Origin of the sequence: Hyphomicrobium sp. (genome assembly GCF_035572195.1) — a bacterium.
In the GTDB taxonomy this organism is placed as follows: Bacteria; Pseudomonadota; Alphaproteobacteria; order Rhizobiales; family Hyphomicrobiaceae; genus Hyphomicrobium_B.
Genome location: NZ_DATNBA010000016.1, coordinates 12,991 through 27,904 on the forward strand (window position 1 = coordinate 12,991; position 14,914 = coordinate 27,904).

Genomic DNA, 14,914 nt, shown 5'->3' on the forward strand with positions numbered 1-14,914 from the left:
TGGCGTCCACGTCTCATGCGTGAGCTGCGGCACAGCGGCGCAGAACATGGTAGCGAGGCTGACTGCAGGTCGGGGGAATGAACGCGTGTCGGGCAGCAAGACATCGTCAACGCTGAGCATGGCCGAGCGAGTCCGGGCGATCCTGATCGGCTCGTCCGGCAATCTCGTCGAATGGTATGACTTCTACGTCTATTCGGCCTTTTCCCTTTATTTCGCCAAGGCCTTTTTTCCGGCAGGCGATCAGACGGCGCAGCTCTTGAACACGGCTGCGATCTTCGCTGTCGGTTTTCTGATGCGCCCGATCGGCGCTTGGCTGTTCGGGCGGATGGCGGATCGGCACGGCCGGCGCGTGGCGCTGACAACCTCGGTTTTGCTGATGTGTTTCGGGTCGGGGCTTGTTGCCGTGACACCGGTATATGACACGATCGGCATCGCTGCGCCGGTGATCCTGCTATTGGCACGCATGATCCAGGGCCTGAGCCTTGGCGGCGAATACGGCACCAGCGCCACCTATCTTTCCGAGATGGCGACCGCCGATCACCGCGGCTTCTATTCGAGTTTCCAGTACGTGACGCTGATCGGCGGTCAGCTGACGGCGATACTGGTATTGATCGCGCTACAGAAGGTCGTGCTGACGCCCGAAGAACTCGACGCATGGGGATGGCGCATTCCGTTCGCGATCGGTGCGATGCTTTCCGCTGTCGCGTTTTGGATGCGGCGCGATCTGCTCGAGACGGAAGCGTTCCAACGGGCGACGCGGCGCGAAGGGTCGCTCGCAGCGTTGGCGGCTCATCCCCGCGAGGTCGCTATCGTCGTTGGTCTGACGCTCGGCGGAACGCTGGCCTTCTACACGTACACGACATACATGCAAAAATTTCTGGTCAACACCTCGGGTTTTCCGAAGGACATCGCGACGCTGATTTCGGCCTCGACGCTGTTCATCTATATGCTTCTGCAGCCTGTCGTCGGTAGCATTTCCGATGCCATCGGCAGGCGGCCGGTTCTTATCGCCTTTGGCGTTCTCGGCACGCTCTCTACGGTTCCGATCATGTCGGCATTGCAAGCGGCGCGAGACCCCTGGCAGGCTTTCGCATTGATACTCATGGGATTGGCGATCGTGTCGGGCTACACGGCGATCAATGCCGTGGTGAAGGCCGAACTCTTTCCGACTTCGGTCCGGGCTCTCGGCGTCGGGCTTCCGTACGCGCTGACCGTTGCCGTCTTCGGGGGCACGGCCGAATACGTGGCGCTATGGCTGAAGCAGGCAGGACGCGAAACGGATTTCTACTGGTACGTTTCGGCATGCATCGCCGTTTCTCTTGTCGTCTACGTGATGATGCGCGATACGCGCGACAAAAGCGAAATCAAGTAAGCCGTCGCTAGATCAACCGCAGCGCCTTGAGGCTGGCGTGGCCGTGACGGCCGACGATGACGTGGTCGTGCACCGAGACGCCGAGCGGCCGGGCAGCATCGATGATTTGTTTCGTCATGTCGATGTCGGCCCGAGACGGTGTGGGATCGCCGGAAGGGTGGTTGTGCACGAGAATGATCGCCGTCGCCGAGAGTTCGAGCGCCCGCTTCACGACTTCGCGCACGTAGACGGGTGTGTGATCGACGGTACCGTGCCCCTGAACCTCGTCGGCGATCAGATGGTTCTTCTTGTCGAGGAATAAAATGCGGAACTGTTCGCGGGCTTCGAACCCTTGCGCGAGGCGAAGATAATCGAGCACGCCATTCCATGACGAGAGGGCGGGCCGCGCTCTGATCTCGCCCTTCGTCAGCCGCTCGGCCGCCGCCTTGATGAGCTTCAGCTCGGCAACGGCGCGATCACCGATGCCGTCGACTTCTTTCAACCGCTCGGCCGGAGCTGAGACAACTTCGGCGAATGATCCGAATTTCGCGATGAGACGTTTCGCGATCGGCTTGGTGTCGATGCGCGGAAAGGCGCGAAACAAAATCAATTCGAGCAGTTCGTAATCCGGCACCGCGTCGGAGCCGCCATTATGAAAACGGTCGCGTAGCCGGCTGCGATGTCCGCTTCTGTGGTCGGGGATGCTTTCCGGTTTACTCGCTGTGCCGAAGAATGTCGTCTGTTCCTCAGCGCTCGTCTTGTCGCCGCCAGAGTCTTTGGAATTCGACATCGGCGACCCTTTTGTCAGGCGGCGTCGCGGAGGTCGTAAGGCGGGAAATGCAATCCCGCAGGCGAGGTCGTGAAAATCTCACAGCCGGTTTCGGTAACGCCGACGGTGTGCTCGAACTGCGCCGAGAGTTCGCGATCGCGCGTCACGGCCGTCCATCCGTCGGCCAGAATTTTCACGTGCGGCTTGCCGAGGTTGATCATCGGCTCGATCGTGAACAGCATTCCGGGTTCGAGCAAGACGCCTTCGCCCGGCTCGCCGTAATGCAGAATGTTGGGGCGGTCGTGGAACACGCGTCCGAGGCCGTGGCCGCAAAAATCGCGCACGACGCCACAGCGTTCCGCCTCGGCGAATTTCTGAATGGCCGCGCCGATGTCGCCGGTCGTGTGGCCGGGCTTCACCGCAGCAACGCCGCGCATCAACGATTCATACGTCACGTGCATCAGCCGCTCGGCCCGCCGAGAAACCTCGCCGACCGAATACATGCGGCTGGTATCGCCATGCCAGCCATCGACGATCAGCGTGACGTCGATATTGACGATGTCGCCGACGCGCAGCGGTTTGTCGTTCGGCATGCCATGGCAGACGACGTGATTAACGGACGTGCACGTCGAATAGCGATAGCCGCGATAATTGAGGGTTGCGGGAATAGCCCCATGGTCGAGAGCGAAGGTCAGGATCAATTCATCGATCTCGCTCGTCGTTACGCCCGGCTGGACGATCGGAACAAGCATGTCGAGGGTTTCGGCTGCTAGCCTGCCCGCCTTGCGCATCGCAGCAAAGGCATCGGCGTCGTGCAGCGGAATTTTACCATCGCGGCTTGCGCTCTTGTTTACTTCAACGTTCGACATGTTGCTCCGCGGTAAGGCTATCGTCTGGCTACCTAAGTTATTTAGTGCAAAACTGAACTATCGCAAAAGAGCGCCTCATAAGTTGGCGTCACCACGATAGGAGGAACAGATGACGCATATTCGTTCCCTTCTCTTCGGAGGGATCTGCAGCATGGCCGTGATGTCTTGTTTTGTCGCGGTCGATATTGGGTACGCCGCGAGCGCAGTCAAGAACTCGGACAATGATAGCGCGCATCTGGTTCGCGTGGCCGACAATTCGTCTCGTCCCGCCTGGGCTGCAGAAGCGACGATGAATCCCGAATACGCACAGGACGATACATCTCCCGCATCGGTGCCGGCCGCTGCCGATGAGGCGCCACCGCCTGCAACAGGCGGCCAAGCCACGACGGAATTTTTCGGTGGTACTGCCGCACCTCAAGCCCCAGCCTGGGCCGCTGATGCAACGATGAACCCGGATTATCAAAAGGGCGAAGCGCCTGCGGCATCGACGGAGACCGCCGCTGACGAGACGCCGCCGCCCGCAACCGGCGGCCAAGCCACGACAGAATTTTTCGGTGGCGCTGCCGCACCTCAAGCCCCAGCCTGGGCCGCTGATGCAACGATGAACCCGGATTATCAAAAGGGCGAAGCGCCTGCGGCATCTACGGCAACTGCAACGGAAGAAGCGCCGCCGCCCGCGACCGGCGGTCAGGCGACAACGGAGTTTTTCGAAAGCACCGCTGCACCTCAAAACCCGGCATGGGCTGCAGAAGCCACGATGAACCCGAACTATAACAGCGCAGCGGCGCCGGAGGCCGTGCCGGCAGCGCAGCCATCGGAGAGTGCCACGCAGCCAGCCGCAGTGCAGGCCCGCGATGTGGCCGTTGAGACCTGCCGCGAAACGCTGAACGCCGGAACAGGCGGCGGAAGGATTTATTTCGAGGAAGATCGCTTCGACATCGCGCCCGCAAGTCGCGGCGCGCTTAAGAAGATTGCCTCGATCGTCATGGATTGCGGCAACGTCGTCATAGAGGTCGATGGGCATACCGACAGCACCGGCACACCCTCCAGCAACAAGACGCTCTCGGAACAGAGAGCCAAGTCGGTAGTCGATTTCCTGACGGCGGCCGGCGTCGACGCATCGAAACTGAAAGCCGTTGGCTATGGGCAAGAACGGCCGATAACAACAAACAGCACGCCCGAGGGCCGGCGCATGAACCGGCGTATCGAGTTCTTCGTTTCGGGCGGTTAGGCGCGGACGGCCAACTGTTGTGCAATTGCCGAACGGTGGTGCCGCCAAAGCAAAAGCGCCGGACTCTCGTCCGGCGCTTTCTAAATAGGTACTCAGAGAGACAGCCGTAAGTATGCTTAGGTCGGCGTCTCTTCGGGAGTAACTTCCGCCGCCGTCAGTTCGGCGACAAGCCGCCGTGCCTGTCCGGCCCAATCCTGCTTCTCGATCGCGCCATTGAGGTTCAGCGTCTCGTCGAGATTGGCGATGTCTTCATCCGAGAAGTTGGCGATCTGCTCGATCTTGTAGCAGTTGAGATGCTTCAAGCGGTTCTGCAAATCGACATCGATGCCTTTGATCTGTGTCAGATCCTCGGGCTCGCCCTTCGGCTTCTTGAAGCCCTTCCAGGCGGCGTTAAGGCGACGGGCCCGTGCGTCGGTGCGCTCGAAGATACGTGCCGCCTTACCGCGACGGCCTCTGAGGTAATAGAGCTTGGCGCGGCGAACTTTGCCGCGGCGAACCACCTCAATTTCGGCGATGTAAGGCGAATAAACCGGGAAAACGCGCTCGACGCCTTCGCCGTAGGAGATCTTGCGGACTGTGAAGTTCTCGTTGATGCCGCTGCCGGAGCGGGCGATCACGACGCCTTCGTAAGCCTGAAAACGAACGGTCGGCTCTTTCGGCGCGCCGCCCTTCTTCTTGTTCTTAGGGTCGGCATCGGCGGATTCGATGACCTTGACCATCACTTTGACGGTGTCACCGGGGGCGAATTCAGGGACGCTGCGCTTCGAAAGAATGGCGTCCATCTGCTCGCGATCGAGCTCTTGGATAATGTTCATCTTATTGATTCCGTTTTGCTTTTTGATGACGCAGAGGATCGGCTTGGCGTCGCTAGGAGCCGAACCGGTCATGCAAGCCCTTATGGGCCACCCGTTTGAGGGGAGTTATCGTTGCGCGGGTGATAGCTGAAGAGATGCGGTTTGTCGAGCGCCAACGGTCCGGGCGCGCGACCGGCCGAGCCCCGAGTTCTCAAAATGGCAAACCCAACGCGTTGCCGATGATGTCGCTGATTGTCGCGTTTTTCTGCGCCGAGCGGGTGAGGTTTGGCGAACGGTCCGGCGAGCTTGCCGCAAGTGCTTCCGGATTGAAGTCAGGCTCGACCGGCGCAAGGTGGTTGTGGCCCTTGTTGATCTTATCCCAATCGCCGTCGAGCGCCTGGGTTACGCGCTTCTCATGCCCGTAAACGTCGCGAAACGTCTTCAGCTTGCCCGCGTCGTCGACCCACGCCGTGAAATAGACGAGGTGGATCGGAATTTCCTTTTCGATCGGGACTTCGTTGTTGAGCGGTCCCGAGCGATCAAGCTCTGCAACCTTAGCTGGGTCCCAGCCCTTGTCCTCTTTCAGAATGATTTCCGCGAGCTGCATCGGGTTCTGCACGCGCAGGCAACCGTGGCTCAACGTGCGCTGGGCTTGCCGGAACATCCACTTGTCCGGAGTATCGTGCATGAAGATGGTGTGCTGGCTCGGGAATGAGAATTTGACGTGGCCGAGGACACTTCTCGGACCCGGCGGCTGAGTCACGTCGTAGTCGCGAATGTCGGCTTTGCTCCAATCGATGGCGCGCCAGTCGAGGCGCTTGCCGTTCTTCGTTTCGATCTGCAGACCGTACTGGCGCATCAGGCCGCCGCCGCGAATGAGGCTCGGCCAAAGCTCGTTGACCTTGATGCTTTCGGGGACGATCCACGTTGGCCGGAGCACGACGTACTTCAGCGGCCGGGAAAAGATCGTGCTCTGTTTGTCGGTTTGCCCGGCGACGATCTTGGCGCTGCGGATGATCTTGCCGTCCTTGTAGACGTACTGCATGAACTCCGGAATGTTATTCAGGACATAGAGATCGCCCATGTCGGTCCACATCCATCGCCACATCTCCATGTTGGCGCGCAGCCTTTTGGCCGCAGGGCTAAGCCGCGCCGGTTTGCCATCGGCGGGAAGCATCGCCACGTAGAGCTGCCGCAATTTTTCGAACTGGGGATGTTGCGGTTCGAGGCCGCGCAGATAGGCGTCGGGCTCGCGGGTTGCGGCGAGACCTTCGATCACCGCTTTCGGTGCGATCCATTGCGGCCGACGGTCGAATTCCGTCGTCAGCATCGACGTTGGATCCGGAATGCGCCCGCCGCGGGCGTGACGCGCGTAAAGCAGCGCGGCCGTCGAATACTGAATTTCGGCATCGGCCAACGAGTCCGTGTCGTTCGTCGTGAGCATGCCGTTTTCAAGCTTGGGAAGTTTGAACGCCGACACGTCGAGCGCATAAGCCCAGGCGTTGGCGATTTCGCTTGCGAGGAGCTTGGCTTCCGGTTTCAAGCCGGAGGCCGTGACCCACAGTCCCTCACCGTGTCGCGCCGTGTAAAAATCGGTCAGCGCGGTCTGGTCGTCGCGTTGGCGCTCGTCGGTTGCTGCCGGTTGCGATGCAAGCTTGCCGCGCACGGCGCTTAGAACCGCATCGTCGGGTGTTGCGATCGCGGCCGATGTAGCCTCGGGCGCGTTCGGCGTTGGGGACGGGTCCGCCAGCGCCGGGATGGTCAGTGCCACCCCCGCCAAAACCCCCAGTAGAAGGCCCCTCACGTTCTTCATCGCCCGTGCTCTCGGTTGCAACGCGCACGTTAGGAAAAAAGTCACCCGCGCGTAGCCGGCCAAACGTTCCCCGGAGCGACGGCCGCGCGAATCTCCCTGTCGGCTGGTATTTGCCCAGGAAATCCTGGCCATGCAAAGGCGAACAGTGTTGGCGGCTTTTACTTTTCTGGCCGGCCGTGGGGCCGCAACAGGTCGGGCCGGCGATCCGCCGTCAGGCGCTCTGCTTCCTTTCGGCGCCATGCCTCGACCTTTTTGTGGTCGCCGGAGAGCAAAACGTCCGGGATCGACCGGCCGATCCAGGTGCGCGGCTTGGTATACTGCGGATGTTCCAGGAGGCCCGTTTCGAAGCTCTCGTTGGCGAGGCTTTCGGCGGCTCCCACAACGCCGGGCAGCAGGCGCACGCAGGCCTCGATCAGTACCATCGCGGCAAGCTCGCCGCCCGCCAGCACGTAATCGCCGATCGAGATTTCCTTGAGGCCCTTGGCGGAGATGACGCGCTCGTCGACACCTTCGAAGCGCCCGGCAAGCAGTGTAACACCCGGCCCCTCGGCAAGATCGCGCGCCAAGCTCTGCGTCAGCGGTGTTCCGCGTGGCGACAGGTAGATCAGCGGCGCATCCGGCGACTGCGTCCGGGCGTGATCGAGCGCCGGGCCCAGAACGTCGGCGCGCAGCACCATACCGGCGCCGCCGCCGGCGGGCGTATCATCGACCTGGCGATGCTTGCCGAGACCGAAGTCGCGAATCTGGATGGTATCGAGCGACCAGATTCCCGCGTCGCGCGCCTGTCCGGCGAGCGAGATGCCGAGCGGACCTGGGAACATCTCCGGGAAAAGCGTCAGTACGAGCGCGCGCCAGCAGGGGCGCGTCGCGTCGCGCTGGGGGATGTGTGGCATCAAGCCCCTTCGACGATCGTAATGTCGATCGCGCCTGCGCCCTGGCGCAGCTTCTTGGCTTCGGCATATTCGGGCGACGTGGCGTAGCCATGCGCGTGTTCGTAGCTCGGGAATTCGATCACGACGTTGCGCGGGTGGCCGTTGCCTTCCATGATTTCATACCTACCGCCGCGGACGATCGGTTTGCCTTCATATTTGTCGAGGGCGATCTTCGATTTCGCGACGTAGGCGGCCCACTTCTCGGCATCGGTGACGGTGGAGTGGGCGATGACGTATCCCTTGGGCATTGTTTCCTCTCTCTTGCAAACGCAGTTGTTCTGCACGAGCCATAGCCGGAGCCGGGGCGCTTCGGCAACCTAGCGCTTGCGCGCAGATGAGAGAACGGACTCCGGCCTAAAGCTCAGCGTTGCAACAGCGGCTGCATGCTTCCGAGCGCAGCATCGCTTTGAGGCGCTGGCCGGTTGGTCGCGGCAGCCGGCGGCTGCGGCGAAGCCGGACCAAATAGCGTGCTCGAAAAGAAGTCGCTGATGTCCGAGCTTTTCTGGGCGAATTTGAGTTTTTGCCCCGGCGCCAGAAAATCCGGATCGGCCTTCGCCAGCTTTTTCGCTTTGCGGGGCGACAAGGGAGCGAGACGTTTACCAATCAACACCGGGCACGCCGCTTCCGGGTTCATGCCGACCGGGGTGAGCGAATTGACCACGTAGCGTTTGCCGCACATGCCGATCTTCGGTGGCTCGCGCGTTTCGGAGAAATCGTCGTAGGCTTCTTTCAACGGTCCCCATGTGCCGCGCGCCGGGTTGTCCGCATACCGTTTCATGTTCTCCGCCGTCATGCGGAACGGGAAGACGTGGATCGGGATCGATGTTTGTCCGGCAGCCAGCGAGTCGCGAACGAAGGCGTAAATTTCCTCGATCAACGTGTCCGACATCGCGAAGCAGCCGACGCTGACGCAGTTGCCGTGCACCATGATGAAATTGCCGGTGCGGCCGAGCGACCGGTCGAGCGCGTTCGGGTATCCGATATTGAAGGCGAGGTGATACTTGCTGTCGGGCTTCAGGGCGCTGGGCGTAATGTTATAGAAGCCTTCCGGAGACATGCGGTCGCCGCGCGATTGCTTCGGACCAATTGTTCCTCCCCAATTGCAGACCGGAAAGGTCTTGATCAGCGCATAGCGTCCGTTCGGGCGGGCTTTCCAGACCTCGAGTTCCGACTCTTCCTTGAAGACGCGGAGATAGATCGGCGCTTCGGGTGCAATGGAGTGCAGAATGATCGAGGCTTCGACGGCGGGAGGCAGCGGTTTTTCAGCGGCTGTTTCCGCGGCGTAGGCGGAGCCTAAAGCGGCCAGCGAACCGGCAACGAAAAGTACGGCTGCGAGCCATCTTGCTCGCGTCATCAAACGCCAAACCAGCATTCCGCCCTTAACCCCGTCTCACTCAACACCGGGCTGAGACAGCCTATCGCTAATACGCGTTAAGTTTGAATGAACGCGGAGTGTGGGCTGGGCGTGGTGAGAGCTAGGCAAGGATGTGGCAAGTCCGTAAGCGGAATGAGAATTTCGCCTATTGGGAGGGCGTGCGTGGACTTAGGCTCCGCCAATGCGCGAGAGAAAGGTTTCCGCGGCCGCTTTTGGATCTTTTGCGGCGTTGATCGGACGGCCGACGACAAGGTGATCGGCGCCGGCTCGAAGCGCGTCTTCGGGTGTCGTCACGCGGCTTTGGTCGCCGCTGTCGGCACCGGCAAGGCGTATGCCCGGCGTAACGATCAAAAACTCCGGTCCCGAGATGGCGCGAATCGCGCCCGCTTCCTGACCCGAAGCAATGACGCCGTCGAATCCTGCGTCGTTCGCCAATTTTGCGCGGTGGAGCACCAGTTGTTCGGGCGTCAGTGAAATTCCCTGCTCGTCGAGATCGGACTGATCGAGATTTGTCAGAACGGTGACGGCCAACAGCTTCAAATTCGAACCGGCCCGTCCGCGCACGGCGGCTTTAAGCGTTTTTGTATCGTGGCCATGCACGGTCAAAAAATCGACGCCCAGTCCGGCTACGGCCGCGACGGCGCGCTCGACGGTATTGCCGATGTCTAAAAACTTCAGGTCGAGGAAAACGCGCTTGCCATCGAATTTCAATTCGCGCGCCAGCTCAAGACCGCCCACGAGTAGCAGTTCAAGCCCGATTTTGTAGAAATTCACGCTTTCGCCAAGACTGTCGACCAGAGCCCGCGCATCGTCATAGGACGGCAGGTCAAGCGCAACGATGAGTTTGTCTCGGGTGGCGTCAGCCATGTCGACCATCCGCTCCGTTCAACCGTGCAGCACGCGGGCGGCGCGGGCGAGTTTCTGTATCACGGTTTTCAGCTGCTCCTGCTGATCCTTGTTCTTGAGATGGCCATGCTCATCATAGGCATCGGCCGCACGCGGCAGGGCGAACTGATCGGGCAGCACGAGCGCGCCGAGGCCAAGCTCAAAGACGAGACGCAGCATCGACAGTCCGCGCAATCCGCCGAGACCGCCATTCGAAGCAGAGCCGAGGGCGAAGACGCGCGTCCTGAAGACCTCAAGCGGCGCCTCGCCCGCGTCGCGCGTGTGGCTGACCCAGTCGATCGTGTTTTTCAGCAACGGTGAAAACGCGGCGTTGTATTCGGGGCTGGCGATGAAGATGCCGGTGTGGGCGCGCATCAGATTTTTGAGCTTACGAGCGTTTTCGGGTGGGCCGGATTCGGCTTCGACGTCGCCGTCATAGATCGGCATCGGATAGTCGGCGAGATCGACGAACGTCGAGGGGATGTTGTTGGCTTCCGATATCGCGGCGCCGAGGCGTGCAAGCCGTTTGTTGAACGAGTTCTGGCGGACGCTTCCGGCTAGGAACAAGAGGCGAGGATCAGACTTCGGCGGCGTTGTCATACGACGAGAAATTCCTGCTGTCCCGAGAACGGACGGGCGCGGCGGCAATATGGGCGGCCGACCCTACCGGCTTTCCTGGCTTTGGCAAATCGACGGATTGATCGCCATAGGGTTCATCCGCTTGCCGCGGAACTTCGCCATGCCGTCCGCCACGCTTTGAAAGTACCGCCGGCCCGGCTGCTCGATGAGGCGATAGCTGAAAGCCGAGATGGCGACAACCGCCGCTGCGTAGGCCAGATGAATTGCGTCGAGCAGAAGCACGTGATCAGAAACAATTACGCGCTTGCTGATGCCGTCTTCGACGACGACGTGCCACAAATCGACGCCTAGGCGCTTTTGCAACTCACTGACGACGAGGCCGATCACGAACGCGATCAACGCGTGAATCATATAGATCGAGTAGGACCAGAGCCCGAGGTTTTGAAAGACCGGTCGCCGCAGCAGGCGTGAGACCGGTCCTAACTCGTAGCTGAAAACATAGACGGCGATCGCGAACACGAACGGCGCCGCGTACGAAAGCGGCGAACGGTTAGTCATCGTAACGAATGCGAAGATCGCGAGGACCGTCAGCACTTCGGCAATATACGCGAGTGCCGGCGGCATCGGGCCAATGCGCGGGCGGGCCCAGTAGACGAGGTAGCCGACCGAAAAGCCGAAGATGCTGCGTGGCAGCCCGAGATCGTACGTCACGTCCATGCCGTGATGGGAAAAGACGACGACGGTCGCCACGCCAAGGACAGCCGCTACGGCGAAGGCGATCGTACGAAAGCGCGGCAGCAGCAGAACGATCAGAGCAAAAAGGATATAGGTCCAGAATTCGGCGCTGATGCTCCAACTCGGCGTGTTCCACGTCAGCCGATCAGTGACGTCAACGGCTTGCAACAGCAGAACCTGTACCGGCAACGAGGCAAGCGGTGTCGAGCCTGCTGCATCGAAGGCGGATATCGTCGCCGACATTCCCAATCCCGCAGTCAGGCCATACTTGAAGACCGCAACGGCGATGAACGCGGCAAGCACTGTGATATGCAGAGGCCAGACGCGGCCGAATCGGCGCACGATGAACTGCCAGACTTCAAGCGGAGACTTCAACTTATCGCCGTAGGCGTGGGCGATGACAAAGCCGCTCAAGACGAAGAAGAAATCAACGAAGAGGTAGCTGTGACGAATGAAGCGCAGGGCATGGATATGGTCGGCCGCCTCGAAATGAAACAGCACGACGCATAGGGCCGCGATACCCCGCCAACTATCGAGAATTCGGAAACGCATTTTGATTGATGCCAACTGCCCTGTCGATGCGTCGGCAGTTTCGCATCGATTGGGATGAGGCCCAATCAGAAGTGCTGGTGAGTGTTAACGATCACCGGAGGCGTGAATAAGACGCGCGGCCGTCAGCCGGTTTTGCCTTCGAAGAATTCCTTGACGCGCGAGAAGAACCCGGCGCTTTCCGGACTCGTTTCCGTGCGGCTGGCGCGTTCGAACTCTTCAAGCAGGTCGCGTTGACGCCGGGTCAGATTCTTCGGCGTTTCGACATCGACTTCGATGTACATGTCGCCCGAGACCTTGGCCCTGAGCACCGGCATCCCTTTGCCGCGGAGCCGGAATTGCTTGCGGCTTTCTGTGCCTTCCGGAATTTTGACGCGGGTCGTTATGCCTTCGAGCGTCGGCACGTCGATCTGACCGCCGAGCGCCGCGGTCGTCATCGAGATCGGCACCTTGCAGAAGATGTCGGCGCCGTCGCGTTGGAAAAACTCATGCGGCTTGATCGACAGGAAGATGTAGAGGTCGCCGGGCGTGCCGCCTCTGAGGCCTGCCTCGCCTTCGCCTGCGAGGCGAATGCGCGTCCCGTCCTCGACGCCGGCCGGAATGTTGACCGACAGCGTGCGCTCTTTTTGGACGCGGCCCGAGCCGGAGCAATCGTGACACGGGTCATCGATCGTCTCGCCGCGCCCCTGGCAGGCCGGGCACGTACGTTCGATCGTGAAGAAGCCCTGGCTGGCGCGCACTTTCCCCACGCCGCCGCATGTGGCGCAGATGTGGGCTTTGGTCCCGGGCTTGGCGCCGGAACCAGCGCATGTTTCACATTTAACACTCGCCGGGACGCGAATTTGCGCGGTCTTGCCGGAAAAGGCCTCCGTCAGCGTGATTTCGAGGTTGTAGCGGAGGTCGGCGCCAGACTCGCGCCCTGAACGGGAACGGCCCTGGCCACGCCTGCCGCCCATGAATTCGCCGAAGAGATCGTCGAATATATCGGACATCGAGGAGGCGAAGTCGGGTCCGAAGCCCGCGTGTCCGCCGCGTCCGATGCCGCCATCGAAGGCGGCATGGCCGAATTGGTCATAGGCGGATCGCTTCTGCGGATCCTTCAGGGCTTCGTAGGCTTCGTTGGCTTCCTTGAAGCGGCGCTCGGAGTCTTTGTCTCCGGAGTTGCGATCGGGGTGGCACTCTTTTGCGAGCCCGCGGTAGGCGGATTTGATTTCCTGATCGGTGGCGCTTCGCTTCACGCCCAGTATTTCGTAATAGTCGCGCTTGGCCATGTGTGCGCTGTTCTATGACCTGTAGGGTGAATCGCTGCCGTCGAAGCGGCTATCGCATCAAACTCGAACGAGCGCTACGTCTTCTGCCTTCGGCCCGACCGTAGTACCCTGAAAAAATGGGCAACTACGGCGGGACAATGGCGGTTTCAGTGTCGCATCGGCCTCTTAGGCCGATTTCTTCCTGTCGTCTTTGACTTCTTCGAAGTCCGCGTCGACGACGTCGTCGCCGCCTGCGGGCTTTTCTTCAGTCGCCGGTTCCTCGCCTTCGACGCCGGCCGCGCCACCCTTGGCCGTGTAGACAGCTTCGCCGATCTTCATCGCAACTTTCGTCAGCGCCTCGGTCGCGGAGCGAATCGCTTCGACGTCCTCGCCGGTGATTGCCGACTTGGCAGCGGCGATGGCGCTATCGACTTCGCCCTTGATCGCGGCGACGGCCGGGATCGAGGCATTCTCGGATAGCGATTTCTCCGTGCCGTGGATCAGGGCCTCGGTCTGGTTGCGAGTTTCGACCAGTTCGCGAGTCTTCTTGTCCTCGGCGGCGTGGGCCTCGGCATCCTTCACCATCTTGTCGATGTCGGCATCGGACAAACCACCCGAAGCCTGGATGCGGATCGACTGCTCCTTGCCGGTCGCCTTGTCCTTGGCTGAAACGTGCACAATGCCGTTGGCGTCGATATCGAAGGTGACTTCGATTTGCGGCACGCCGCGCGGCGCCGGCGGAATGCCGAGAAGATCGAACTGTCCCAGCATCTTGTTGTCGGCCGCCATTTCGCGTTCGCCCTGGAACACGCGGATGGTCACGGCATTCTGGCCGTCTTCGGCGGTCGAGAACGTCTGGCCCTTCTTGGTCGGGATCGTCGTGTTGCGATCAATCAACCGCGTGAAGACGCCACCGAGCGTTTCGATGCCGAGCGACAGCGGCGTCACGTCGAGCAACAGGACGTCCTTGACCTCGCCTTTAAGCACGCCGCCCTGGATCGCCGCACCGACGGCCACGACCTCGTCCGGATTGACGCCCTTGTGCGGGTCTTTTCCGAAGAGCTGCTTGACGACTTCCTGAACCTTCGGCATGCGCGTCATGCCGCCGACAAGAACGACTTCGTCGATCTCGGCAGCCTTGAGGCCGGCATCCTTCAGCGCCTTTTCGCAGGGGCCTTTGGTGCGGCTGATCAGGCCATCGACGAGGCTTTCGAGCTTGGCGCGCGTCAGTTTCATCGTCAGATGCTTCGGGCCTGACGCATCGGCCGTGATGAACGGCAGGTTGATCTCGGTCTGCGGAGCGCTCGAAAGTTCGATTTTGGCTTTTTCGGCGGCTTCCTTCAGACGCTGCAATGCGAGCTTGTCGGAGCGCAGATCAATGCCCTGCTCCTTCTTGAATTCGTCCGCCAGATAGCCGACGAGCGTCATATCGAAGTCTTCGCCGCCGAGATGCGTGTCGCCGTTGGTCGACTTCACCTCGAAGACGCCGTCGCCGATCTCCAGGATCGAAACGTCGAACGTGCCGCCGCCGAGGTCGTAGACCGCGATCGTCCGGGCGTCCTTTTTCTTGTCGAGGCCATAGGCCAGCGCGGCAGCGGTCGGCTCGTTAATGATGCGCAGTACTTCAAGGCCCGCGATCTTGCCGGCATCTTTGGTCGCCTGGCGCTGGGCGTCGTTGAAGTAGGCTGGAACGGTGATGACGGCCTGCGTCACCTTCTCGCCGAGCTTGGCTTCGGCGGTTTCCTTCATCTTCTGCAGAATGAAGGCTGAAATCTGCTGTGG

At 60.9% G+C, this 14,914-nt stretch carries 14 protein-coding genes; 2 read left to right on the forward strand and 12 right to left on the reverse strand.

Annotation, left to right across the window (positions count from 1 at the left end; translation table 11 throughout):
- The first annotated feature begins 46 nt into the window (after window positions 1-46).
- Window positions 47-1,372 carry an MFS transporter gene (locus tag VN623_RS01785; protein WP_414653144.1) on the forward strand — a complete coding sequence of 442 codons (1,326 nt, stop codon included), beginning with the start codon at window positions 47-49 and terminating at the stop codon, window positions 1,370-1,372.
- 7 nt (window positions 1,373-1,379) lie between these two features.
- Here the strand turns inward: VN623_RS01785 and radC are convergent, their stop codons facing one another.
- Entirely contained in the window at window positions 1,380-2,141 is a 762-nt protein-coding gene (radC, locus tag VN623_RS01790; protein WP_325567506.1) for a RadC family protein, read from the reverse strand.
- A gap of 14 nt (window positions 2,142-2,155) precedes the next feature.
- Window positions 2,156-2,989 (reverse strand): type I methionyl aminopeptidase, encoded by an 834-nt coding sequence (map, locus tag VN623_RS01795; RefSeq protein WP_325567508.1) that lies wholly within the window; start codon window positions 2,987-2,989, stop codon window positions 2,156-2,158.
- 151 nt (window positions 2,990-3,140) lie between these two features.
- Between map and VN623_RS01800 the strand changes: the two genes are divergently transcribed.
- Window positions 3,141-4,220, forward strand: coding sequence for an OmpA family protein (locus tag VN623_RS01800; protein ID WP_325567510.1), 1,080 nt, complete (start codon window positions 3,141-3,143; stop codon window positions 4,218-4,220).
- Between the two features lie 116 nt (window positions 4,221-4,336).
- Here the strand turns inward: VN623_RS01800 and rplS are convergent, their stop codons facing one another.
- The 10 genes from rplS to dnaK form a co-directional block, all read right to left on the reverse strand.
- Entirely contained in the window at window positions 4,337-5,035 is a 699-nt protein-coding gene (gene rplS, locus VN623_RS01805; protein ID WP_325567531.1) for a 50S ribosomal protein L19, read from the reverse strand.
- Window positions 5,036-5,225: 190 nt separating this feature from the next.
- Window positions 5,226-6,827: a L,D-transpeptidase family protein gene (locus VN623_RS01810; RefSeq protein ID WP_325567512.1), complete on the reverse strand. Its 1,602-nt coding sequence runs from the start codon at window positions 6,825-6,827 to the stop codon at window positions 5,226-5,228.
- Between the two features lie 158 nt (window positions 6,828-6,985).
- Complete coding sequence (gene trmD / locus VN623_RS01815; RefSeq protein WP_325567514.1) at window positions 6,986-7,720, reverse strand: tRNA (guanosine(37)-N1)-methyltransferase TrmD; 735 nt, start codon at window positions 7,718-7,720, stop codon at window positions 6,986-6,988.
- Window positions 7,720-8,007 carry a DUF1330 domain-containing protein gene (locus tag VN623_RS01820; RefSeq protein WP_325567516.1) on the reverse strand — a complete coding sequence of 96 codons (288 nt, stop codon included), beginning with the start codon at window positions 8,005-8,007 and terminating at the stop codon, window positions 7,720-7,722. The genes trmD and VN623_RS01820 overlap by 1 nt, the downstream gene beginning before the upstream one ends.
- Before the next feature lie 113 nt (window positions 8,008-8,120).
- On the reverse strand, window positions 8,121-9,131 hold the full coding sequence (locus VN623_RS01825) for a murein L,D-transpeptidase family protein (RefSeq protein WP_325567518.1): 1,011 nt from the start codon (window positions 9,129-9,131) through the stop codon (window positions 8,121-8,123).
- Between the two features lie 171 nt (window positions 9,132-9,302).
- Window positions 9,303-10,001, reverse strand: coding sequence for an orotidine-5'-phosphate decarboxylase (gene pyrF / locus VN623_RS01830; protein WP_325567520.1), 699 nt, complete (start codon window positions 9,999-10,001; stop codon window positions 9,303-9,305).
- A gap of 18 nt (window positions 10,002-10,019) precedes the next feature.
- The gene (locus VN623_RS01835) at window positions 10,020-10,619 is read right to left on the reverse strand and encodes an NAD(P)H-dependent oxidoreductase (RefSeq protein ID WP_325567522.1); all 600 of its coding nucleotides are present in this window, start codon (window positions 10,617-10,619) and stop codon (window positions 10,020-10,022) included.
- A 63-nt stretch (window positions 10,620-10,682) separates the two neighbouring features.
- Window positions 10,683-11,885: an acyltransferase gene (locus VN623_RS01840; protein ID WP_325567524.1), complete on the reverse strand. Its 1,203-nt coding sequence runs from the start codon at window positions 11,883-11,885 to the stop codon at window positions 10,683-10,685.
- 122 nt (window positions 11,886-12,007) lie between these two features.
- Window positions 12,008-13,153: a molecular chaperone DnaJ gene (gene dnaJ / locus VN623_RS01845; protein WP_325567526.1), complete on the reverse strand. Its 1,146-nt coding sequence runs from the start codon at window positions 13,151-13,153 to the stop codon at window positions 12,008-12,010.
- A gap of 165 nt (window positions 13,154-13,318) precedes the next feature.
- Window positions 13,319-14,914 (reverse strand): molecular chaperone DnaK (gene dnaK / locus VN623_RS01850; RefSeq protein WP_325567529.1); only part of this gene is annotated, 1,596 nt, incomplete at its 5' end.

Coding starts and splice junctions, on each gene's coding strand:
- VN623_RS01785 (WP_414653144.1), top strand. CDS start 47: ATGGTAGCGAGGCTGACTGCAGGTCGGGGGAATGAACGCGTGTCGGGC.
- radC (WP_325567506.1), bottom strand. CDS start 2,141: ATGTCGAATTCCAAAGACTCTGGCGGCGACAAGACGAGCGCTGAGGAA.
- map (WP_325567508.1), bottom strand. CDS start 2,989: ATGTCGAACGTTGAAGTAAACAAGAGCGCAAGCCGCGATGGTAAAATT.
- VN623_RS01800 (WP_325567510.1), top strand. CDS start 3,141: ATGGCCGTGATGTCTTGTTTTGTCGCGGTCGATATTGGGTACGCCGCG.
- rplS (WP_325567531.1), bottom strand. CDS start 5,035: ATGAACATTATCCAAGAGCTCGATCGCGAGCAGATGGACGCCATTCTT.
- VN623_RS01810 (WP_325567512.1), bottom strand. CDS start 6,827: ATGAAGAACGTGAGGGGCCTTCTACTGGGGGTTTTGGCGGGGGTGGCA.
- trmD (WP_325567514.1), bottom strand. CDS start 7,720: ATGCCACACATCCCCCAGCGCGACGCGACGCGCCCCTGCTGGCGCGCG.
- VN623_RS01820 (WP_325567516.1), bottom strand. CDS start 8,007: ATGCCCAAGGGATACGTCATCGCCCACTCCACCGTCACCGATGCCGAG.
- VN623_RS01825 (WP_325567518.1), bottom strand. CDS start 9,131: ATGCTGGTTTGGCGTTTGATGACGCGAGCAAGATGGCTCGCAGCCGTA.
- pyrF (WP_325567520.1), bottom strand. CDS start 10,001: ATGGCTGACGCCACCCGAGACAAACTCATCGTTGCGCTTGACCTGCCG.
- VN623_RS01835 (WP_325567522.1), bottom strand. CDS start 10,619: ATGACAACGCCGCCGAAGTCTGATCCTCGCCTCTTGTTCCTAGCCGGA.
- VN623_RS01840 (WP_325567524.1), bottom strand. CDS start 11,885: ATGCGTTTCCGAATTCTCGATAGTTGGCGGGGTATCGCGGCCCTATGC.
- dnaJ (WP_325567526.1), bottom strand. CDS start 13,153: ATGGCCAAGCGCGACTATTACGAAATACTGGGCGTGAAGCGAAGCGCC.